Origin of the sequence: Ralstonia sp. 1138 (assembly GCF_040544795.1) — a bacterium.
In the GTDB taxonomy this organism is placed as follows: Bacteria; Pseudomonadota; Gammaproteobacteria; order Burkholderiales; family Burkholderiaceae; genus Ralstonia; species Ralstonia flatus.
In genome coordinates this window covers 397,713-418,050 of record NZ_JBEPKQ010000003.1, presented here as the reverse complement: position 1 = coordinate 418,050, position 20,338 = coordinate 397,713, and the positions used below count along the sequence as shown (strand labels likewise).

Below are 20,338 nucleotides of genomic sequence, written 5' to 3'. Positions count from 1 at the left end.
CCACAAAAAACCCGCCACACGGCGGGTTCTTCTTTGCGCGATCAGCGCTGCGGCGGCTTCTGCTGCGCGGCGAGCGCATCGTCCAGCGCGGCGCCCAGCCAATCCATCAGGCGGGCCTCCAGTGTGCGCGTCAATTCCGCTGCGAGCTGTTCACTCAGCAACGACAGACGCGATTCCATGGCGGCGCGGCATTGCGCTTCGATCAACGCTGGCCATTCGGATTGGAAACGCCACATCACGTCGCCCATCACGCGGGCGGCGTCGGTGCCTGCGGGCGGCATGGCCGAGGTGGGCGCAAGGCCTTGCTCGCGCAGGGCGGGCGGGACGTCCGCGTTGAAGGCTTGAGCAGGCGTGCGCGGCGGCGCGGCAGGCGCTACAGCGGGTGCCGCGTCCTCCAGTTCGACAATCTCCGTCAGAACCGGGATGTTGTTGTCCGCCTGGGACCCGGGATAGCGTCCGTCGGTCATGCGCGCCCCACGTCGTGGTGTTGGATCGGATAACCGCGATCGCGGTAGAAACGGAAGCGATCGCGCGCAGCGGCGCGATCGGCATCGTCATCGCCCACGATTTCGATCAACCGGCTGAAGCGCGCGAACAGCGCAGGCGGCTCGGGCGACAGGTTGACCAGGATGTCGTGATGCGGCGCATCGTCCAGGGGCTCGGTTACATCGGCCAGCAGGATGGGCGTCTGCGCGGCGAGCGGATGCCGCAGGCCGCAGTGCGGCAGGAAATCGAGCTGGCTGAATGTCCACAGCTGCGTGTCGAACGCCTCCAGCGCAGCCTGATCTCCGACCACAATCACCTTCTGGCCCGCGCCGTAGGCCTTGCGCACGAGCCGGCACGCGTACGCCAGCTTGCCGGGCACATTGCTGTGGAAATCGACGCGGGTCATACAGTGCAGTGCCTCCGGCTCGTCAACCGCGGTCCATCAGGAAACGCGTCAGCAGCGGCACCGGGCGGCCCGTGGCGCCCTTGGCGGCGCCGCTCTTCCAGGCCGTACCGGCGATGTCGAGGTGGGCCCAGTCGTACTTTTCAGTAAAGCGCGCCAGGAAGCAGGCGGCCGTCACGCTGCCGGCCGGGCGGCCGCCGATGTTGCCCATATCGGCAAAGTTCGACTTGAGCTGCTCCTGGTATTCCTCGTCCAGCGGCATGCGCCAGGCGGTATCCAGCGACTGCTTGCCCGCCGCCACCAGGGCATCGGCCAGCGCATCGCTGCGAGCGTACATGCCGGTGTTGATGTGACCCAGCGCGATGATGCAGGCGCCGGTGAGCGTTGCAACGTCGATCACCACCGCCGGCTTGAAGCGCTCCACGTACGTGAGCGCATCGCACAGGATCAGGCGGCCTTCAGCGTCGGTGTTCAGGATCTCGATGGTCTGGCCCGACATGCTGGTCACCACGTCGCCCGGCTTGGTGGCGATGCCGCTGGGCATGTTCTCGCAGGTCGGCACCACGGCGATGACGTTCTGCTTGAGGCCCATCTCCGCAACAGCGCGCAGCGTGCCCAGCACGGAGGCGGCGCCGCACATGTCGTACTTCATCTCGTCCATGCCCTCACCCGGCTTGAGCGAGATGCCACCCGTGTCGAACGTGATGCCCTTGCCGACCAGCACCACCGGAGCCTGCTTGGCGGGACCGCCTTCATAGCGCAGTACGATGAACTGCGGCGGCTCTTCGCTGCCCTTGGTCACAGCCAGGAAGGCGCCCATCTTCAGGGCTTCGATCTGCTTGCGGCCGAGCACTTCGACCTTCAGCTTGAAATCCTTGGCGATCTGGCGAGCGGTGTTGGCCAGGTAGGTCGGCGTGCAGATGTTGGACGGCAGATTGCCCAGATCTCGCGTCAGATCCATGCCGTTGGCGATGGCGGTACCGCGCGTAGCGGCTACGCTGGCGGCCTTGGCGTCGGCGGCCGGCACCGACAGCACCAGCTTGCGCAGGCCGGTGCTGCTCTTGTCCCGCTTGCTCTTGAGTTCCGGGTGGCGCTCGATGAAGCGGTAGCTGGCTTCGCGGATGAGCGTGACGGCAGTCAGCACGGCCCAGGCGGTGTCCTTGTCGCGCGCGGTGTGCTCGGTGAGCGTCCACGTCACGCTGGCGGCCTTGGTGCTGGCCAGCGCGCGCAGTGCGGTGCGCACGGCTTCGGCGTAGGCGCGGTCGGTGAAGTCGGCTTCCTTGCCCAGACCGACGAGCAGCACGCGGGCAGCACCCACGCCGGCCACTTCGTGCAGCAGCAGCGACGTGCCGCGCTTGCCTTCAAAATCGCCCAACTTGACGAGGCGGGCAACCAAGCCCTTGGTGGCCACGTCCAGTGCCTTTGCGGCGCCGGCCAGGGTCTGCGACTCGAACAGACCGATCACGAGGCAATCGCTCTTGGCGGCCAACGCGCCGGCTTTGGCCCAGTCCAGGGCTTTTGTGCTAAATTCCATCGCGCTTCTCTCTATGAGGCGAGTCAACGAAAGCCCATATTATCCGCGATTTTGCGCAGGGGCTCCGGTGGAACGCACACTGGTCATGACCTCGCCCTCCCATCCCGCATCCGCATGATTTTCGAACAAGCCCTGCGACGCGAGCTGTCCTTCACCGCCGGCGCCGTCTTTCTCGTGCTGCTGACGTTCATGCTGACCACCCTGGTGATCCGCATCCTCGGCATGGCCGCCAACGGCGAGGCGAACCCGAACGACGTCCTGCTCCTTATCGGCCTGGCAACGCTGGGCTACCTGGCGATTCTGCTGTGCGCCACGCTCTTCATCTCGGTGTTGCTGGTGCTGACGCGCTGGTACAAGGATTCCGAGATGGTGGTGTGGTTCACCTCGGGCATCAGCCTGACGGATTTCATCCGCCCCGTGCTGCGCTTCTCGCTGCCGTTCATCGTGCTGGTGGCGCTGCTGGCGCTATTTGGCTGGCCGTGGGCCAACCAGCAGAGCGCGCTGTTCCGCGACCGCTTCGAGCAGCGCGACGTGCTGTCGATGATCTCCGCCGGCCGCTTCATCGAGCCCGCGCACGGTAACTACGTGCTCTTCATCGAGGGCGTCGATAACGGCATGAAGCACGCCCGCAACCTGTTCGTCGCCAATGCCGAGCAGGACAAGATCGGCGTGGCGATGGCCAAGACTGGTGAATTCAAGACCATGCCCAATGGCGACCGCTTTGTCGTGCTCGACAAGGGGCGCCGCTATGAAGGCACGCCCGGCAAGCTCGACTACCGCATCGTCGAATTCGACAAATACGGCGTGAAGGTCGCCAACAAGCCACCCCAGGCCGATGCCAACCTGCCGACCAAGAGCCGCTCCACCAAAGACTTGCTCGCCAATCCGACGCCCGAGAACCTCGGCGAACTGGTGTGGCGGATCGGCCTGCCGCTGCTGGCGCTGAACTTCGTGCTGATCGCCATTCCGCTGGCCTACGTCAACCCGCGTCTGGGCCGCTACACACCGATGATCTTCGCGGTGCTGATCTACCTGACGTATTCGAACCTGCTGAACCTGTCGCAGGCCTGGGTTTCGCAGGGCAAGATGAACGTGTTCATGGCCTGGTGGCCGATCCACCTCGTCGCCTTCATCTGCGCGGTGCTGCTGTTCCGCTTCCGGCATTACAGCGCGGCCGGCCTGAAGGGGATTTCCGCCGTGCTCGGTTTTGCGCCCAAGAAGGCGGGTGCATGATGAAGATGCCCGTCTACGAGAAGTACTTCGCGCGCCAGATCTACGGCGTGTTCGTCTTCATCCTGTTTGCGGTGCTGGCGCTGTTCATCTTCTTCGACATGCTGGGCGAGCTGGGCTCAGTGGTGGGACGCTACACCACGCTTGTCGCGTTTTTCCACGTGATGCTGCAGGCGCCGACGCGGGTGTATGAGGTGATTCCGGTGGCGGCGCTCATCAGCGCCATCTATGTGTTTTCGCAGATGGCGAGCCAGTCGGAGTTCACGATCTTCCGCGTGGCGGGGCTGGATACGCGGCGTGCGCTGCTGTCGCTGTTCAAGATTGCGCTGCCGCTGGCCCTCGTGACGTACATCTTTGGTGAATTCATCGGGCCGAAAGCAGAAGAGTACGCACAGAAGGTGCGACTGGAAGCGCTGGGCGCGACGGTGTCGGCCGGCTTCCGTTCGGGCGTGTGGGTGAAGGATCGTGGCCCCGCCAAGCCGGACGGCACGGGCGGCGAAGTCACCCGCTTCGTCAACGTGGGCGCGCTGCAGCCGGACCAGTCCATCAAGGGCCTGCGCATCTATGAATTCGATTCGGACTACCGCCTGAGTTCGATCCGTGTGGCGGAGCAGGCGCGCTACCAGGGCCACCAGAACTGGCAACTGAACGACGTGACGGAGACGCGCTTCATTGAATTCCCGCGCAAGCCCGGCACGGTCGCCCCGCAAGACACCGTGCAGGCCGTGGCGGGCGCACCCGATGCGTTGGCGCCCGACTTCCGCGGCGAGCAGACCAAGCTGCCGCACCAGGAGATGCGCTCCGAACTGACGCCGCAGATCCTGTCGGTGCTGATGGTCACACCCGACCGCATGGCCACGCTGGACCTCTTCCAGTACATCCGCCACCTGCGCGACAACAAGCAGGACACGCAGCGCTACGAGATCGCGCTGTGGAAGAAAGTGGTCTATCCGTTCACCGTGCTGGTGATGATGGCGCTGGCCCTGCCCTTTGCGTATCTGCATGCACGTGCGGGGGCGGTCGGCCTGAAGGTGTTCGGCGGCATCATGCTGGGGTTGTCGTTCCAGCTGGTCAACAACCTGTTCTCGCACGTCGGCCTGCTGAACACCTGGCCGGCCATCTTCACGGCCATCGTGCCGGGCGCGCTGTATCTGGCACTGGCGCTGGTCAGCCTGCGCTGGGTGGAGCGCCACTGATGGCGGCCCGCGCGCTTGTCCTGTTTGCGCACGGCGCGCGCGATGCCCGCTGGCGTGAACCGTTCGACCGCCTGCGCGAGCGTTTGGCTGCACAGCAGCCCGACGTCGACACACGCCTCGCCTTTCTCGAACTGATGGCGCCCGATCTGCCGGGCACCATCGAAGACCTGGCCGCAAAGGGCACGCAGACGGTCACCATCGTGCCGGTGTTCTTCGGCCAGGGCGGCCACTTGCGGCGCGATCTGCCTGCGCTGATCGCGCAATGCGCGCAGGCTTACCCCACGCTTTCCATCCGTTGCGTCGACGCCGTTGGCGAAGACGACGCCGTGCTCGACGCCATCGCCGGTTACTGCGTCCGCCAACTCGGCTAAGCCAGACCGTCCTGCTGCGATTGGGCTACGCGCGCAAAGCGCGAATGCACGTTGTTCTCGACGTGAAAGCCGTGCGGGTCGAACTCCACCAGCTCCAGTGTCAGCCCGAGATAACGGCGCGCAAACACGTCGGCCAGATGCGCGCGCATGGCGGCGAACATAGCCGCACAGATCGGCCCCGTCACGTTTTTGGGCCGGCCAGCCTTGATCCTGAACGTCACGTGGATGAAGGCGTCGTCCGCACCGCCGTCGGCCATGCGGTACTGGTCCAGGCGCAGCGCGCGTGTGCGGATGCCCGCGGTGGGAAACACATCGGCGTGGCCGATCAGCACATCGTTGAGCGTGCGCATCAGCTCGGGGATGCGCGCATCGGCTTCGACATTCGCGGTGTATTCGATGATGACGTGCGGCATCGCAGGCGCCTGAAAAGAACGTTAGGTGATTAACGCACCACCGCGGCTTCAGTGGACAGCGCCGTTTCGAGCGCATCCACCACCCGCCCCAGCCGGCCGAGCGACGGCCCCCGTTGCACGCACACATCCCACAGTGCCGGCGCTGCTGCCAGCTTGTGCGCCGAGAGTGCCCCGTCCTCAAGCTGCGCGCCGATGAGCCGCAACGGCGCAAAGCCGAGCCCGAAACCCTCCGCCACCAACGCATGCTGCAACGGCACCGATTGCACCTCGGCAGCCACGTTGGGCGTCAGCCGGTCGGCCTCGTAGCGCCCGAGCAACCAGGCGCGCATCTCGCACCCGGCCGGATTCAGCACCCAGGCTTCGTCCCGGACCTGGGCCATCGAGACTGCGGCCGGCAGCTTGCGCGAGGGCGCGGCAATCAGACTGACCGGCTCCGTGCCGATCACGCGGATACCGCCGTCCGACCGATGGCCGGCAACACCCGACGGCGCCAGCCACAGCGCCGCATCCAGTTCGGCGCGCTGAAGCCGCTCACGCAGGACGCCGCCCCACTCGCAGCTCAAACGAAACGACACCGCCGGATAGCGCTCCCGCAGGCCCGACAGTACACGAGCGAATCGCGCGTCGCCCACGGCGTGGCTGACGCCCACGCGCAGCACGCCTTCCGGTTCGCCCGAAGACCGCACGCTGCCCCGCAACGCTTCGAATTCGCCGACGATGGTGCGGCACCGGGCAAGCACCGCCTCGCCCTCGGCTGTCAGGCGGAATGGCTTGACGCGGCGGTCGAAGAGCACGGTATCCAGGGCGCGCTCGAGCCGCTGAATCTGCTTGGTGACGGCCGGCTGCGTGAGCGGCAGGCGCTCCGCTACGCGAGCGATCGAGCCCGTCTGCGCCAACAGCACAAAGGTACGCATTTCCTCGAGCATGCCGACATTCCTCTTCGTTATGTTTTTTCTGACTAAATTGAATTGGATTCATCTTATGACATGCGCCAAAGTCGTGCCAGACGCGCCTCGTGCGCGGCCCCAAAGACTTAAGCGAAGAGGAACCCATGAAAGCCCTGGCTCTGACCGACGGTTACGGCATCGATGCCCTGCGCCCCATCGAACGGGATGACCCGACGCCCGCGCCCGACGAGATCATCGTTCGGACGCGCGCCGCATCGCTCAACTACCGTGATCTCGAAATCGTCTGCGGCACCTTTTTCACGCGCTTTCCGTTGCCGCTGATTCCGCTCTCGGACGGGGTTGGCGAGGTCGTGGCGGTGGGCGAACGCGTCACGCGCGTGCACCCCGGGGACCGCGTGGCCGGCACGTTCTGGCAACGTTGGGATGCCGGCGACTTCCGCAACGCCGACACGCGCCGCATGCTCGGCGGCCCCATCGACGGCTGGCTGGCCGACGCCATGCGGCTGGACGCCGGCGGCGCGGTGATCGTCCCTGCGCACCTGAGCGACGCGGAGGCGGCCACACTGCCCTGCGCGGGGGTCACCGCCTGGCATTGCCTGATCGAAGCAGGCAACCTGCAACCCGGCGAGACCGTCCTTGTGCAGGGCACGGGCGGCGTGTCGATGTTCGCCGTGCAATTTGCGCGGATGGCGGGCGCGCGGCCCATCGTGCTATCCAGCAGCGACGCCAAGCTGGAGCGCGTCCGGGCCCTGGGCGTTCCCGAGTCGGACACGATCAACTATCGATCGACGCCGGAATGGCATGAGGCCGTCTTGGCACGCACGGACGGCCGGGGCGTCGATCACGTCATCGAAGTGGGCGGCGGCGGCACGCTGCAGCGCTCGCTGAAGGCGTTGCGGATCGGGGGACAGATTCACCTCGTTGGCTACCTCGCCGGACGCGAGGGCGGCGTCACGCCGTTGGAGATCTTTGCGCGCAAGGCGGTGATCCGGCCGGCATCGGTGGGGCCGCGCGCGTCATTTGAAGCGATGAACCGCGCGCTGGCGTTGCACGGCCTGCACCCGATCGTCGATCAGGTGCTGCCGTGGCAGGACGCGCCCGAAGCGTTCGTGACACTGCAGGCGGGGAAGGTGTTCGGGAAGATTGCGCTGACGTTCTGAGGCCGGCTGAAGGCCTCAGGCAGCGAGGATATGCGGCTCGCCCGCGAGAATTTCCGGCGCCGCTGCCGAGGCGCGCACGGCAAAGGCGTCGCCGATCATCAGCAGGCTCGGATGCTCGGGGTTGATCCACTGCGCAGCGGCGCCGTCGGCCATCTGCTGCAGCGTGAAGCACGCCGAGCGCTGCTCGGGTGTGGTCGCGGCCTCGACTACCCAGGCGGGTGTCGACGGTGCGCGGCCCCGGGCGATCAGGTCGGCTGCAATGGACGCAGCCTGATCACGGCCCATGTAGTAGACGAGCGAATCGGCCTGCGCGACGGGGCCGGGCACGACGCCTTCGGGTTGCGGCGTGTCCGGGTCGGTTGCCTTGGCTTGCGTAACAAACGCGACGCTGCGAGCGACGCCGCGCTTGGTCAACGGCTGACGGATGGCCGATGCGGCTGCCAGCGCGGCCGTGATGCCCGGGACGATTTCGTAGCCGATGCCGGCTTGCTCCAGCGCCTGCAATTCTTCATCGGCGCGGCCGAAAAGCATCGGATCACCGCCCTTGAGGCGCACGACGCGTTGGTACTTCGTGGCCAGATCGACGAGCTGCCGGTTGATGAAGCGCTGCGCCGTCGAACGCTTGCCGCATCGCTTGCCCACCGGAATGAGCACGGCTTGCGGGCAGTACTGGAAGACCTCGGGCGAGACGAGAGCATCGTGCAGCACGACCTCTGCTTCGCCCAACAACCGTGCGCCGCGCACCGTGATGAGGTCCGCAGCACCGGGGCCCGCACCAATCAGGCTCACGTGGCCGAGTGTCTTGGGGGTCTTCGCTTCCATTTGCAGCTTCCTTTGCCTTTTCCTCGTGGGACGCAAGTGACCGCGCCCCTTTCACATCAGGAAAACGCACGGATCATGCCAGCCGCCACCGTGTGGTGCGTGGCTTCATCCACCAGGATAAACGCGCCGGTGGCCGGGTTATCGCCATACACATCGCACACGATCGGCTTCTGCAGGCTGATGTTGACCGTGCCGATATCGTTGAGCGCGATTTGCTTGCGACCGGTTTCGTGCGACAGCGTATGCACGTCGAGCACCCGCTCCACATCGGACACGCGTGCGAATACGGTGGCCGTGGTGTGCTTGAGCACGTATTTGCGAGCCGGGTTCAGCTCGTGTTCGTCGAACCAGCACAGGTCGGCGTGCAGCTTCTTGGCGGCGTTGGCGGCAGTGGTCGGAGCCGCGACGATAGTGTCGCCGCGCGAAATGTCCACATCGTCGGCCAGACGCACGGTGATGGTCTCGCCCGGGCCGGCCGCATCAGCTGAGCCATTGGGCGTCAGCACTTCGGCCACGGTGGTTTCGCGATTGGCAGGCAGCACGCGCACAGCCTGGCCAACGCGCACGGTGCCGGCTTCCACACGGCCCATGTAGCCGCGGAAATCATCGGCTTGCGAGCCATCCTGGCGTGCCACCAACTGCACCGGGAAGCGCAGCGCATCGTCGCCCACCGGGGCGGTCTCTTCCACCTTCAGGTCTTCGAGCAACGCCAGCAGCGGCTCGCCCTGATACCACGGCATGGCTTCGGAGGCATGCACGATGTTGTCGCCGCGCAGCGCCGAGACCGGCACATAGCGCACGTCGTGCAGGCCGAGTTGCGTGGCCAGTGCATCGTAGGCGGTGCGGATTTCGTTGAAGCGCGCTTCGCTGTAGTCGACCAGGTCCATCTTGTTGATGGCCACGATCACGTGCTGCAGCTCCAGCAGCTTCACGATGGCCGAATGGCGCTTGGTCTGCGCCAGCAGCTCGGTCTTGCCGTCGACGGTCGTCACGCGCGTCGCATCGATCAGGATGATGGCGGCATGCGCGGTCGACGCGCCCGTCACCATGTTGCGCGTGTACTGCTCGTGGCCCGGCGTGTCGGCAATGATGAACTTGCGGCGCGCGGTCGAGAAATAGCGGTACGCCACGTCGATCGTGATGCCCTGCTCGCGCTCGGCTTCCAGGCCGTCCGTCAGCAGCGAGAAATCGATCTGCTCGCCGGCGGTACGTTTGTTCTTGGCGTTGGCCAGCGCTTGCAGCTGGTCGGTCAGCACGGCCTTGCTGTCGTACAGCAGGCGGCCGATCAGCGTGCTCTTGCCGTCGTCGACGGAACCGGCGGTGATGAAGCGCAGCAGGCCTTGGTGCGATGCAGGATGCGTCGAATGCGTTGTCATGATCAGAAATATCCTTCCTTCTTGCGCTTCTCCATCGAGGCTTCGCTCGTCTGGTCGTCCATGCGCGTGGCGCCGCGTTCGGTGATTTCGGTCACGGCCGTCTCGGCGATGATCTCGGCCGGCGTGGCGGCGGTGCTCGCCACGGGGCAGGTGCAGCTGATGTCGCCCACGGTGCGGAAGCGCACCGACAGCACTTCGCTCACGTCGCCATCGGCCTTGGGCGTGATCGGCGTCACCGGCACCAGCAGGCCGTTCTTGCGCACGACTTCACGCTGATGCGCGTAGTAGATCGGCGGCAGGGCGAGGTTCTCGCGGGCGATGTATTGCCACACGTCGAGTTCCGTCCAGTTGGAGATCGGGAACACGCGCATCTGCTCGCCCTGCGCCATGCGGGCGTTGTACAGGCTCCAGAGTTCCGGGCGCTGCGCCTTCGGATCCCACTGGCCGAATTCGTCGCGGAACGAGAAGATGCGTTCCTTCGCACGGGCCTTCTCTTCATCGCGACGGGCGCCGCCCATCAGGGCATCGAAACCGTTCGCTTCGATCGTTTCCAGCAGCGTGACGGCCTGTGCGGCGTTGCGCGAATCGGTTTCCTTGCGCAGGCGCACGGTGCCGCGCTTGATGGAGTCTTCCACGTGGCCGACCACCAGGCGCGCGCCGAGTTCCGCAACGCGCTGGTCCCGAAACTGGATCACTTCCGGGTAGTTGTGCCCCGTATCGATGTGCACCAGCGGGAATGGCAGTTCGATCTTGCGGTCACCCAGACGGAACGCCTTGAGCGCCAGATGCAGCATGACGATCGAATCCTTGCCGCCGGAAAACAGCAGCGCCGGATTGCGGCACTCGGCCACCACTTCACGGATGATGTAGATCGACTCGGCTTCCAGCCAGTCGAGGTGTTCGTTCTGCACCGGCGTCAGCGCCGTGCCGGGGATCTCGCTCATCACTCCCATGATTCTTCCTTCGCTTTCGCTCAATTCTTTTGCGACAGGTTCGTCGCCGAATTTGTCACCGCATTTGCCGCGTGGAGACCGCATTCCTTGCTGTCGCGCGATTCCCACCACCAGCGGCCGGCGCGCACGTCCTCGCCAGCACGCACCGCGCGCGTGCAAGGCTCGCAGCCGATGCTGGGATAGCCCTTGTCATGCAGCGCGTTGGTGGGCACGTTGTGCTGCTCGAGGTATGCCCAGACTTCGGCCTCGGACCAGTCGAACAGCGGGTTGTACTTGGCGATGCCGCGAGCCTCGTCATCTTCGGCAAACGGCAGGTCGGCACGCGTGACGGCCTGCTCGCGGCGCTGGCCCGTGAGCCACGCGTCGGCGTCTTTCAGGGCGCGGTTCAGCGGCACCACCTTGCGGATGTTGCAGCAGGCCTTGCGCAGCTCGATGCTGTCGTAAAAAGCGTTGAGGCCGTGGTCGCGCACGTAGGCTTCCACTGCGCGGGCGTCCGGCGCGTACTGCTCGATGGCATAACCGTAATGCGTCCGGACGCGATCGAGCATCTCCAGCGTTTCGGCGTGCAGACGGCCCGTCTGCAACGTGAAGATCGGCAGGTGCGCGCGCACGGCCTCGGGGCTGCGCAGGATCGCATCGGTCACGACCATGTCTTCGGCAGCGAGGCTGGTGGCGAATTTCGCCACGCCGTGCTTGGCGGCAATCTCAGCCAGGCGTTCGAACAGCGCGGCTTCCTTCGCGGCCAGGGCTTCAGCCGTGCCGGTGTAGGCCGGACGCGTCCAGAGCACCGGGCGACCGATTGCGGACACCGGCACTTCGGACACGCTCACGTCTTGCACGTCGCTCACGCGGCCTCCTGAACGGCACGCTCGCGGCGGAACAACGGACGCGGCTCGTCGACGGCACCTTGGTAGCGCACGCTGATCTCGCCGAAGCCATTCAGTGCATCGTCGATGTTCTTGTCTGCGCGCACGGCGTAGGCGTCGAAACCGCAACGGCGCATGAAGTCGAGCTGGTCGCGCAGCACGTCGCCAATGGCGCGCAGTTCACGCGTGAAGCCCAGGCGCTGGCGCAGCAAAAACGCGGTGCTGTAGCCACGGCCATCGCGGAAGACCGGAAAATCCACCGCCACGAGCGACAGGTTCGGCAGATCGGCTTCCAGCGCGAACGGCTCGTCGTCCGGTGCCAGCCAGACGGCCAACGTGCCGGCACGCGCGCGGCCGAGCAGTGCGTCACGATGCGCTTGCCAATAGGCCAGCGGCACGACGGCCTGCGCGGCGGCATCCACATCGGCTTGCGTCAGTTCGCCGCCTTCCGGCGCGCGCAGTACGGTCCATTCGTCAGCCACGATTTGCGGGGCACCGTTTTGCAGCTTGATGATCTTGCTCATGTTCGTTTCCCTCGGCATTCAGGCTTCTGCACGGGCGTAGACGCGTTCCTTGAACGGGGTCATGCCGATGCGGTGATAGGTGTCGATGAACAGCTCGTCTTCCGTGCGGTTGGCAACAAAGGTGTCGATGATGCGCTCGATCACGTCGGGCATTTCTTCGGCCTTGAACGACGGGCCGATGATCTTGCCGATCGCCGAATCGTTGCCCTGCGCGCCGCCCAGCGACACCTGGTACCACTCTTCGTCGTGCTTATCGACACCCAGGATGCCGATGTTGCCAACGTGGTGGTGACCGCACGAGTTGATGCAACCCGAGATGTTGAGCGACAGCTCGCCCAGGTCGTGCACGTAATCGAGATCGTCGAAACGCGCCTGGATCGCCTGCGCGATGGGGATCGACTTGGCGTTGGCCAGCGAGCAGAAATCGCCGCCCGGGCACGCAATGATGTCGGTCAGCAGGCCGATGTTGGCGGTGGCCATGCCGTGCTCCTTGGCCAGCTGCCACAGCTCCAGCAGGTCGTGCTTCTTCACGTCCGGCAGGATCAGGTTCTGCTCGTGCGCGACACGCACCTCGCCAAAGCCGAAGCGCTCCGACCAATCCGCCACCAGCGCCATCTGCTCGGCCGTGGCATCGCCCGGGGGCAGCGCCGCGCCCGGCTTGAGCGACAGCGTGACCGCGGCGTAGCCCGGCACGCGGTGCGGATGCACGTTGCGGCTGACCCAGCGTGCGAACGCCTTGTTCTCCAGCAGCGCCTTTTCATAGCCGGCATCGGTGTCGGCCAGCTTTTCATACGCGGGCGGCGCGAAGAACTGCGCCACGCGGTCGAATTCGGCCTGCGTGATGGTCGAGGGGCCGTCCTTGATGTGCTGCCACTCTTCTTCCACCTGGCGCGCAAATTCCTCAGCGCCGATGGCCTTCACGAGAATCTTGATGCGCGCCTTGTACTTGTTGTCGCGACGGCCGTAGCGGTTGTACACGCGCACGGCGGCTTCGATGTACGACAGCATGTGCTGCCACGGCAGGTCTTCCTTGATGATCGCGCCCAAGATCGGGGTACGGCCCATGCCGCCACCGGCCAGGATGCGCAGCAGCGTCTGGCCGTCCTTCTCATAGGCGTAGACGCCGATGTCGTGCAGTTGCGTCACGGCGCGGTCTTGGCGCGAAGCCGACACCGCAATCTTGAACTTGCGCGGCAGGAACGCGAACTCGGGGATGAACGTCGACCATTGGCGCAGAATTTCCGCCAGCGGGCGCGCGTCGATCACCTCGTCCGGCGCGACACCGGCAAACTGGTCGGTCGTGATGTTGCGGATGCAGTTGCCCGAAGTCTGGATGGCGTGCATTTCGACCGAGGCCAGCTTGGCCAGGATGTCCGGCACCTGCTCCAGCTCGATCCAGTTGTACTGGATGTTCTGGCGCGTGCTGAAGTGGCCATAGCCGCGGTCGTGCTCCGCCGCGATATGGCTGAGCATGCGCATCTGGTTGGCGCGCAGATGGCCGTACGGAATCGCCACGCGCAGCATATAGGCGTGGCGCTGGTAGTACAGGCCGTTCTGGAGGCGCAGCGGCAGGAACTCTTCTTCGGTCAGTTCGCCCGAGATACGGCGGCGCACCTGGTCGCGGAACTGCGCAACGCGGTCGGCGACGAGGCGGTGATCGTAAGCGTCGTATTGGTACATGACTGTTCAGTCCAATCCGGCTGGGCCGGCATGCGATTCAATTGGGGGAATGCGTTTCGTGATGGCGCTGCTGTCGTCTCAGCGACAACAGCGGCAATCAAGCGGCGCCGGCATGAGATCACGCATCACGACACCAGCTTGATGGCCGTGATCGTCAGCGTGGCGGCAAGCGCGCCGCGCACCAGACGTTCCGGCAGATTCTTGGACAGGCGCGCGCCCAGCCAGATACCCGGGATGGAGCCCACCAGCAGCGACACCAGCAGGTTCCAGTCGATGGTGCCCAGGTACATGTGGCCCAGGCCCGCCACGGCGGTCAGCGGCACGGCATAGGCGATGTCGGTGCCGGCCACTTCGGCGCTCTTCAACTCGGGATACAGGATCAGGATGAGCGTCGCGCCCACCGCACCGGCACCGATGGACGACACCGTCACCAGCACGCCCAGCACCGCGCCAACGAGAACGGTGGCTGCGGCCAGTGCCGTGCCCTGCAGGCGATAGCGCGGGTTGCGGGCCAGCCAGCCCAGCACGCGCTGGCGGAACAACAGCGAAATCACGGTCAGGATGACCGACACGCCAATCGTCAGGCGAATCACGTGCATCCATTCAGCGTCGAGGTTGCCGGCGCTCTTCAGCACGATCACCGTCACCAGCGCGGCGGGCAGGCTGCCCAGGCAGAGGCGCTTGACGATGTCCCAGCGGACATGACCATGGCTGCGATGCGCGATGGTGCCGGCGCCCTTGGTCAGCGAGGCGAATGCCAAGTCCGTGCCCACGGCGGTCGCCGGCGAAAAGCCGAACATCAGCGTCAGCAGCGGCGTCATCAGCGAGCCGCCGCCAACGCCCGTCAGGCCGACCAGGAGGCCGACCAGCAGACCGGAAATCGTATAGGCAAGCGTCATAGCGCAGGGACAGTGAGGGCGTGTTATCACGAAGTTCGAGCATCGTAATGAACTGGCCTCATATCCCAAACCAATAAAAAATTGTTTGTTTATATGGTGTCGGTTATAAGTAGCGTTCAGTTCGCACCCGTTCTTCTTATTGACCGCGCAGCCATGAACCTCCACCAATTCCGCTTCGTGCGCGAAGCCGTGCGGCAGAAATTCAACCTGACAGAGGCCGCAAAAGCGCTCTATACATCACAACCCGGCGTCTCCAAGGCCATCATCGAGCTGGAAGAGGAGCTGGGCGTCGATATCTTCACCCGGCACGGCAAGCGCATCCGGGGTCTCACGGAGCCAGGTCGGCGCATTCTCGCCTCCGTCGAGCGCGTGCTCGAAGAAGTGGAAACCCTCAAGCGCGTCGGCAAGGACTACGCCGCACAGGACCAGGGCAACTTCACCATCGCGACCACGCACACGCAGGCGCGCTACGCCCTGCCCAAGGCCATTGCCGAATTCACGCGCAAATATCCCAAGGTGCGCCTTTCCATTCAGCAGGGCACGCCCGCGCAGATCGCCGAGATGGTGCTGCACGACCAGGCCGACATCGCCATCGCCACTGAAGGCATGTCGCACGTGAAGGATCTGATCTCGATCCCCGGCTACCAGTGGCAGCATGTGGTGGTGACGCCGCCTGACCACCCGCTTCTGTCGCGCCAGCACCTGACACTGGACGACCTGAAGGGTTACCCGATCATCACGTACGACCACCACTTTGCCGGCCGGCCCAAGATCGACCACGCGTTCGAGCTGCGCCAGATCAAGCCCGACATCGTGCTCGAAGCCATCGATGCCGACGTCATCAAGACGTACGTGGAAGTGGGCCTGGGCGTGGGCATCGTGGCCGGCGTCGCGTTCGATGCCGAGCGCGACCGCAACCTGCGCGCCATTCCGGCCGGACACCTGTTCGGCACCAACGTCACGCACCTGGGCGTCAAACAAGGGGCGTACCTGCGCGGCTTCGTCTACACCTTCATCGAACTGTTTGCGCCGACGCTCACGCGCAAGCTGGTCGAACAACTCATGTCCGGCGATCACGAAGCGTACGAGCTTTGATCCCATGAGCAACCTGCAACTCTCGAACCTCCTGGAGATTTCATGACGACCCGACGTCGCCTGCTGTGCGGCATGGCGCTCTTTGCCAGCGCTGCTGCACTTGCCCTGCCCGCCCACGCCGACATCCGCGTGGGCGTGGTGCTGTCGACCACCGGCCCCGCGGCGGCCATCGGCATTCCCAGCAAGAACACCGTGCAGATGTGGCCGACGACCATCGGCGGCCAGCGCGCGCAGGTCATCGTGCTCGACGACGCATCCGACCCGTCGATGGCGGTGCGCAACGTGCGCAAGCTGATTGCCGAAGACAAGGTCGATGTCATCGTTGGCCCGACGATCGTGCCGACGGCACTGGCCTCGCTCGATGCCGTGGCCGAAGGGCAAACGCCGATGGTTACGCTCGCCGCCTCGGCCTCCATCGTCGAACCGCAGGACGCCAAGCGCCGCTGGGCCTTCAAGATGCCGCAGAACGATTCGCAGATGGCCACGCTCGTCACCCAGCACATGGCGGACAACGGCGTGCACACCGTCGGCTTCATCGGCTTTACGGATGCGTATGGCGAGAGCTGGTGGCGTGAATTCTCGAAGCTGGCCGACGTGCGCAAGCTGCGCGTGGTGGCCAACGAGCGCTTTGCGCGCACGGATACCAGCGTGACGGGGCAGATTCTCAAGCTGATGGCGGCCAAGCCCGACGCCATCCTGATTGCCGGCGCCGGCACCCCGGCCGCCCTGCCCCAACGCACGCTGGTGGAGCGCGGCTACAAGGGCCGCATCTATCAGACGCACGGCATCGCCAGCACCGAATTCCTGAAGGTGGGCGGCAAGGACGTGGAAGGCACGCTCTTCCCGACCGGCCCCGTGGTCGTGGCGCGCGAGTTGCCGGCCAGCCACCCGGTGCGCAAGGTGGCCGTGGAATTTGCCGATCGCTATGAAGCCAAGTACGGCGCCAACACCGTCACGCAGTTCGCGGGCGATGCATGGGGCGCGTGGCAGCTGCTCGACAATGCCACGGCGCGGGCGCTCAAGAGCGGCGCCACGCCCGGCACGCCCGCCTTCCGCGCCGCCCTGCGCGACGCGCTGGAAACGACGCGCGATCTGACCGTGCCCAACGGCGTGCTGAACCTGAATGCCCAGGATCACCAAGGCTTCGACCAACGTTCGCGCGTGATGGGCATCATCAGGAACGGCCGTTTCGCATACGCCGGCCCGCGCTAATTCGATATCAATACGCAACACGCAGAGATTTGCCATGACACGCATTGCCTTCATCGGCCTCGGCAACATGGGCACGCCGATGGTCCAGCACCTGATTGCCGCCGGACACACCGTGCGCGCCTATGTGCGCCGTCCGGAGGCTGCCGACAATGCCCGCTCCCTCGGCGCCGAGCCCTGCAACACCCCCGCCGAAGCGGCGCGCGACGCGGAGGTGATCTTCACCAACGTGACGTCCACGGCTGATGTGGAAAGCGTGCTGCTCGGCTCGGACGGCGTCATCCATGGCGCCCCGCGTGGTGCGGTGTGCATCGATCACAGCACGATCTCCGCTGTGGCTACACGCCGGATCGCAGCCGATTTGGAAGCGGCGGGCCTGGAGTTCCTGGATGCGCCGGTCTCCGGCGGCACTGCCGGGGCGCAAAAGGCCACGCTGTCGATCATGGTCGGCGGCAAGGCCGATGTGCTGGAACGCGTGCGGCCGCTGCTCCAACTGCTGGGCACGACGATCACGCACGTCGGCGATCACGGGGCCGGCCAGGTCGCCAAGGCGTGCAACCAGATCGTGCAGGTCATCAATATCCAGGGCATAGCCGAAGCCATGCTGTTTGCACGCGCGCAAGGTACCGATCCGTCGCGCGTGCTGGCCGCCATCGGCCCGGGCTTTGCCGGCAGCCGCATGCTCGATCTGGAAGGGCCCAAGATGGCGGAGCGCAACTTTGCCGCCGGCATCGAAGCGCGCCTGCACGACAAGGATTTCGGCCTCGTACGCGAGATCGCCCAGGAACTCGGCCTGCAAATGCCGGCGATGGAGCTGGTGGCTTCGCAGCTCAATACGCTGGTCGCCAACGGCTGGGGGTATGACGATACGGCGTCGCTGCTGCGCGTGCTCGAGCAGCAGAACAACCAGCAGACGGATTGAGCGTCTTCCGGCCCGCCTTGTTTGGCTGGCCGGACTTCTGGCATAATTGCCGGCTCATCAGCACCTGCCCGAGTGGTGAAATTGGTAGACGCAGGGGACTCAAAATCCCCCGCCGCAAGGCGTGCCGGTTCGATTCCGGCCTCGGGCACCAGAATTCAAGCCGCTTCTGTTCACGCAGAAGCGGCTTTTTCATTGGGCGTTCGGCAACGCGATGACGGCCGGCAACACGCCCAGCGCGGCGTGGGATAATGGCGGTTTTGCCCCGGGCGCGGCTCAAGAGGTTGATCGCACGGGCGCGCGAGGGCCTTTATCCGCGTGGCCCGCCCCACCATCGACTTTCTTCAGCACCCAAAATGCCCGCATACCGTTCCAAAACCTCCACCGCCGGCCGCAACATGGCGGGGGCACGCTCGCTGTGGCGCGCCACCGGCATGAAAGACGAAGACTTCCAGAAGCCGATCATCGCGGTGGTCAACTCGTTCACCCAGTTCGTTCCCGGCCACGTGCACCTGAAAGACCTGGGCCAGCTCGTCGCGCGTGAAATCGAAGCCGCAGGCGGGGTTGCCAAGGAATTCAACACGATCGCCGTGGATGACGGCATCGCCATGGGCCACGACGGCATGCTGTATTCGCTGCCCAGCCGCGACATCATTGCCGACTCGGTCGAATACATGGTCAACGCGCACTGCGCCGACGCCATGGTGTGCATCTCGAACTGCGACAAGATCACCCCGGGCATGCTGATGGCCGCCATGCGCCTGAACATTCCGGTGATCTTCGTCTCGGGCGGCCCGATGGAAGCAGGCAAGACGCGCCTGGCCAACCCCATCACCAAGGCCATCGAGATCAAGAAGCTCGACCTGATCGACGCGATGGTGATCGCGGCCGACAGCAAGTATTCCGACGAGGAAGTGGCCGAAGTCGAACGCTCGGCTTGCCCGACCTGCGGTTCGTGCTCGGGCATGTTCACTGCCAACTCGATGAACTGCCTGACCGAGGCGCTCGGCCTGTCGCTGCCCGGCAACGGCACCGTGGTCGCCACGCACGCAGACCGCGAACAGCTCTTCAAGCGCGCCGGCCGCCGCATCGTCGAACTGGCCCGCCAGTACTACGAGCAGGAAGACGAGCGCGTGCTGCCGCGTTCGGTCGGCTTCAAGGCATTTGAGAACGCTATGACGCTGGACATCGCGATGGGCGGCTCGACCAACACGATCCTGCACCTGCTGGCCATCGCACAGGAAGCCGAGATCGACTTCACCATGGCGGATATCGACCGCCTTTCGCGCGTCGTGCCGCAGCTGTGCAAGGTCGCGCCGAACACGAACAAGTACCACATCGAAGACGTGCACCGCGCCGGTGGCATCATGGCCATCCTGGGTGAGCTGGACCGCGCCGGCAAGCTGCACACCGACGCACCCACCGTACACGCGCCCACGATGAAGGACGCGCTGGACCAGTGGGACATCGTCCGCACGTCGGATGAAGCCGTGCAGACGTTCTACCGTGCCGGCCCGGCCGGTATCCCGACGCAGGTCGCGTTCAGCCAGAACACGCGCTGGCCGAGCCTGGACCTGGACCGCGCCGAGGGCTGCATCCGCTCGCACGAACATGCATTCTCCAAGGAAGGCGGCCTGGCCGTGCTGAGGGGCAACATCGCGCTGGACGGCTGCGTGGTGAAGACCGCGGGTGTGGACGAGAGCATCCTCGTGTTCGAAGGCACGGCGCATGTGACGGAATCGCAGGACGAAGCGGTCGAGAACATCCTCGCCGACAAGGTCAAGGCCGGCGACGTGGTGGTCGTGCGCTACGAGGGGCCGAAGGGCGGCCCCGGCATGCAGGAAATGCTGTACCCGACGAGCTACATCAAGTCCAAGGGCCTGGGCAAAGCCTGTGCGCTGCTGACGGACGGCCGCTTCTCGGGCGGCACGTCAGGGCTGTCGATTGGTCACTGCTCGCCGGAAGCGGCTGCGGGCGGCGCGATCGGCTTGGTCCGCAACGGTGACAGGATCCGCATCGACATCCCCAACCGCACGATCAACGTGCTGGTGTCGGATGAAGAACTCGCGCGTCGCCGCGAAGAGCAGAACGCCAAGGGCTGGAAGCCTGCGCAACCGCGTCCGCGCAAGGTGTCGGCCGCGCTCAAGGCGTACGCCAAGCTGGTCATGTCGGCGGACAAGGGCGCAGTGCGCGACCTGTCGCAACTGGACGACTGACGCAACACGGGCCAAGCGCTCGATCGACGCGAAAAAAGCCGCTCTTCGGAGCGGCTTTTTCTATTGCGTCGGTGCAGC

Annotated in this window: 20 protein-coding genes and 1 tRNA gene; 9 read left to right on the top strand and 12 right to left on the bottom strand. The window is 65.3% G+C overall.

Going from position 1 to position 20,338, the window contains the following annotated elements:
• Positions 1 to 41: 41 nt before the first annotated feature.
• Genes ABIC76_RS14840 through ABIC76_RS14830 form a run of 3 tightly spaced genes read right to left on the bottom strand, consistent with a single transcriptional unit; the run spans position 42 to position 2,423 of the window.
• Positions 42 to 467 (bottom strand): DUF2486 family protein, encoded by a 426-nt coding sequence (locus tag ABIC76_RS14840; RefSeq protein ID WP_354534431.1) that lies wholly within the window; start codon positions 465 to 467, stop codon positions 42 to 44.
• Entirely contained in the window at positions 464 to 892 is a 429-nt protein-coding gene (locus ABIC76_RS14835) for a DNA polymerase III subunit chi (protein ID WP_354534430.1), read from the bottom strand. The genes ABIC76_RS14840 and ABIC76_RS14835 overlap by 4 nt, the downstream gene beginning before the upstream one ends.
• Before the next feature lie 22 nt (positions 893 to 914).
• Entirely contained in the window at positions 915 to 2,423 is a 1,509-nt protein-coding gene (locus ABIC76_RS14830; protein ID WP_027680767.1) for a leucyl aminopeptidase, read from the bottom strand.
• A gap of 114 nt (positions 2,424 to 2,537) precedes the next feature.
• Here ABIC76_RS14830 and lptF point away from each other — a divergent pair, with 114 nt between their 5' ends.
• Genes lptF through ABIC76_RS14815 form a run of 3 tightly spaced genes read left to right on the top strand, consistent with a single transcriptional unit; the run spans position 2,538 to position 5,220 of the window.
• On the top strand, positions 2,538 to 3,656 hold the full coding sequence (lptF, locus tag ABIC76_RS14825) for an LPS export ABC transporter permease LptF (RefSeq protein ID WP_027680766.1): 1,119 nt from the start codon (positions 2,538 to 2,540) through the stop codon (positions 3,654 to 3,656).
• Positions 3,656 to 4,849, top strand: coding sequence for an LPS export ABC transporter permease LptG (lptG, locus tag ABIC76_RS14820; protein ID WP_102066917.1), 1,194 nt, complete (start codon positions 3,656 to 3,658; stop codon positions 4,847 to 4,849). Before lptF ends, lptG begins: the two co-directional genes overlap by 1 nt.
• Positions 4,849 to 5,220 carry a sirohydrochlorin chelatase gene (locus tag ABIC76_RS14815; RefSeq protein ID WP_354534429.1) on the top strand — a complete coding sequence of 124 codons (372 nt, stop codon included), beginning with the start codon at positions 4,849 to 4,851 and terminating at the stop codon, positions 5,218 to 5,220. The genes lptG and ABIC76_RS14815 overlap by 1 nt, the downstream gene beginning before the upstream one ends.
• On the opposite strand, the gene ABIC76_RS14810 is transcribed toward ABIC76_RS14815, so the two are convergent.
• Together ABIC76_RS14810 and ABIC76_RS14805 are read right to left on the bottom strand one after the other, a co-directional pair.
• On the bottom strand, positions 5,217 to 5,633 hold the full coding sequence (locus tag ABIC76_RS14810; RefSeq protein ID WP_354534428.1) for a 5-carboxymethyl-2-hydroxymuconate Delta-isomerase: 417 nt from the start codon (positions 5,631 to 5,633) through the stop codon (positions 5,217 to 5,219). The genes ABIC76_RS14815 and ABIC76_RS14810 overlap by 4 nt on opposite strands.
• A 29-nt stretch (positions 5,634 to 5,662) precedes the next feature.
• Complete coding sequence (locus ABIC76_RS14805) at positions 5,663 to 6,559, bottom strand: LysR family transcriptional regulator (protein ID WP_354534427.1); 897 nt, start codon at positions 6,557 to 6,559, stop codon at positions 5,663 to 5,665.
• 125 nt (positions 6,560 to 6,684) lie between these two features.
• Here ABIC76_RS14805 and ABIC76_RS14800 point away from each other — a divergent pair, with 125 nt between their 5' ends.
• Complete coding sequence (locus tag ABIC76_RS14800; protein ID WP_354534426.1) at positions 6,685 to 7,701, top strand: zinc-dependent alcohol dehydrogenase family protein; 1,017 nt, start codon at positions 6,685 to 6,687, stop codon at positions 7,699 to 7,701.
• Between the two features lie 15 nt (positions 7,702 to 7,716).
• Here the strand turns inward: ABIC76_RS14800 and cobA are convergent, their stop codons facing one another.
• From cobA to ABIC76_RS14765, 7 genes are all read right to left on the bottom strand, one after another.
• Complete coding sequence (gene cobA, locus ABIC76_RS14795; RefSeq protein ID WP_354534425.1) at positions 7,717 to 8,523, bottom strand: uroporphyrinogen-III C-methyltransferase; 807 nt, start codon at positions 8,521 to 8,523, stop codon at positions 7,717 to 7,719.
• Positions 8,524 to 8,579: 56 nt separating this feature from the next.
• On the bottom strand, positions 8,580 to 9,899 hold the full coding sequence (locus tag ABIC76_RS14790) for a sulfate adenylyltransferase subunit 1 (RefSeq protein ID WP_354534424.1): 1,320 nt from the start codon (positions 9,897 to 9,899) through the stop codon (positions 8,580 to 8,582).
• 2 nt (positions 9,900 to 9,901) lie between these two features.
• Positions 9,902 to 10,852 (bottom strand): sulfate adenylyltransferase subunit CysD, encoded by a 951-nt coding sequence (gene cysD / locus ABIC76_RS14785; RefSeq protein ID WP_102066630.1) that lies wholly within the window; start codon positions 10,850 to 10,852, stop codon positions 9,902 to 9,904.
• A 20-nt stretch (positions 10,853 to 10,872) separates the two neighbouring features.
• Entirely contained in the window at positions 10,873 to 11,700 is an 828-nt protein-coding gene (locus tag ABIC76_RS14780) for a phosphoadenylyl-sulfate reductase (RefSeq protein ID WP_102066631.1), read from the bottom strand.
• Complete coding sequence (locus tag ABIC76_RS14775; protein WP_354534423.1) at positions 11,697 to 12,242, bottom strand: DUF934 domain-containing protein; 546 nt, start codon at positions 12,240 to 12,242, stop codon at positions 11,697 to 11,699. Before ABIC76_RS14775 ends, ABIC76_RS14780 begins: the two co-directional genes overlap by 4 nt.
• Before the next feature lie 18 nt (positions 12,243 to 12,260).
• Complete coding sequence (locus ABIC76_RS14770) at positions 12,261 to 13,922, bottom strand: nitrite/sulfite reductase (RefSeq protein WP_027680756.1); 1,662 nt, start codon at positions 13,920 to 13,922, stop codon at positions 12,261 to 12,263.
• A 125-nt stretch (positions 13,923 to 14,047) separates the two neighbouring features.
• Positions 14,048 to 14,821 carry a sulfite exporter TauE/SafE family protein gene (locus ABIC76_RS14765; RefSeq protein WP_102066633.1) on the bottom strand — a complete coding sequence of 258 codons (774 nt, stop codon included), beginning with the start codon at positions 14,819 to 14,821 and terminating at the stop codon, positions 14,048 to 14,050.
• 153 nt (positions 14,822 to 14,974) lie between these two features.
• Between ABIC76_RS14765 and ABIC76_RS14760 the strand changes: the two genes are divergently transcribed.
• The 5 genes from ABIC76_RS14760 (at position 14,975) to ilvD (ending at position 20,260) form a co-directional block, all read left to right on the top strand.
• Positions 14,975 to 15,916 carry a CysB family HTH-type transcriptional regulator gene (locus tag ABIC76_RS14760; protein ID WP_012762606.1) on the top strand — a complete coding sequence of 314 codons (942 nt, stop codon included), beginning with the start codon at positions 14,975 to 14,977 and terminating at the stop codon, positions 15,914 to 15,916.
• A 42-nt stretch (positions 15,917 to 15,958) separates the two neighbouring features.
• Positions 15,959 to 17,128 (top strand): ABC transporter substrate-binding protein, encoded by a 1,170-nt coding sequence (locus tag ABIC76_RS14755; protein ID WP_354534422.1) that lies wholly within the window; start codon positions 15,959 to 15,961, stop codon positions 17,126 to 17,128.
• 34 nt (positions 17,129 to 17,162) lie between these two features.
• Positions 17,163 to 18,047, top strand: coding sequence for an NAD(P)-dependent oxidoreductase (locus ABIC76_RS14750; protein ID WP_354534421.1), 885 nt, complete (start codon positions 17,163 to 17,165; stop codon positions 18,045 to 18,047).
• 66 nt (positions 18,048 to 18,113) lie between these two features.
• Positions 18,114 to 18,198: transfer RNA gene (locus ABIC76_RS14745), tRNA-Leu, on the top strand.
• A 202-nt stretch (positions 18,199 to 18,400) separates the two neighbouring features.
• Positions 18,401 to 20,260, top strand: a complete 1,860-nt coding sequence (ilvD, locus tag ABIC76_RS14740) for a dihydroxy-acid dehydratase (RefSeq protein WP_102066636.1) — start codon at positions 18,401 to 18,403, stop codon at positions 20,258 to 20,260.
• Positions 20,261 to 20,338: the final 78 nt, after the last annotated feature.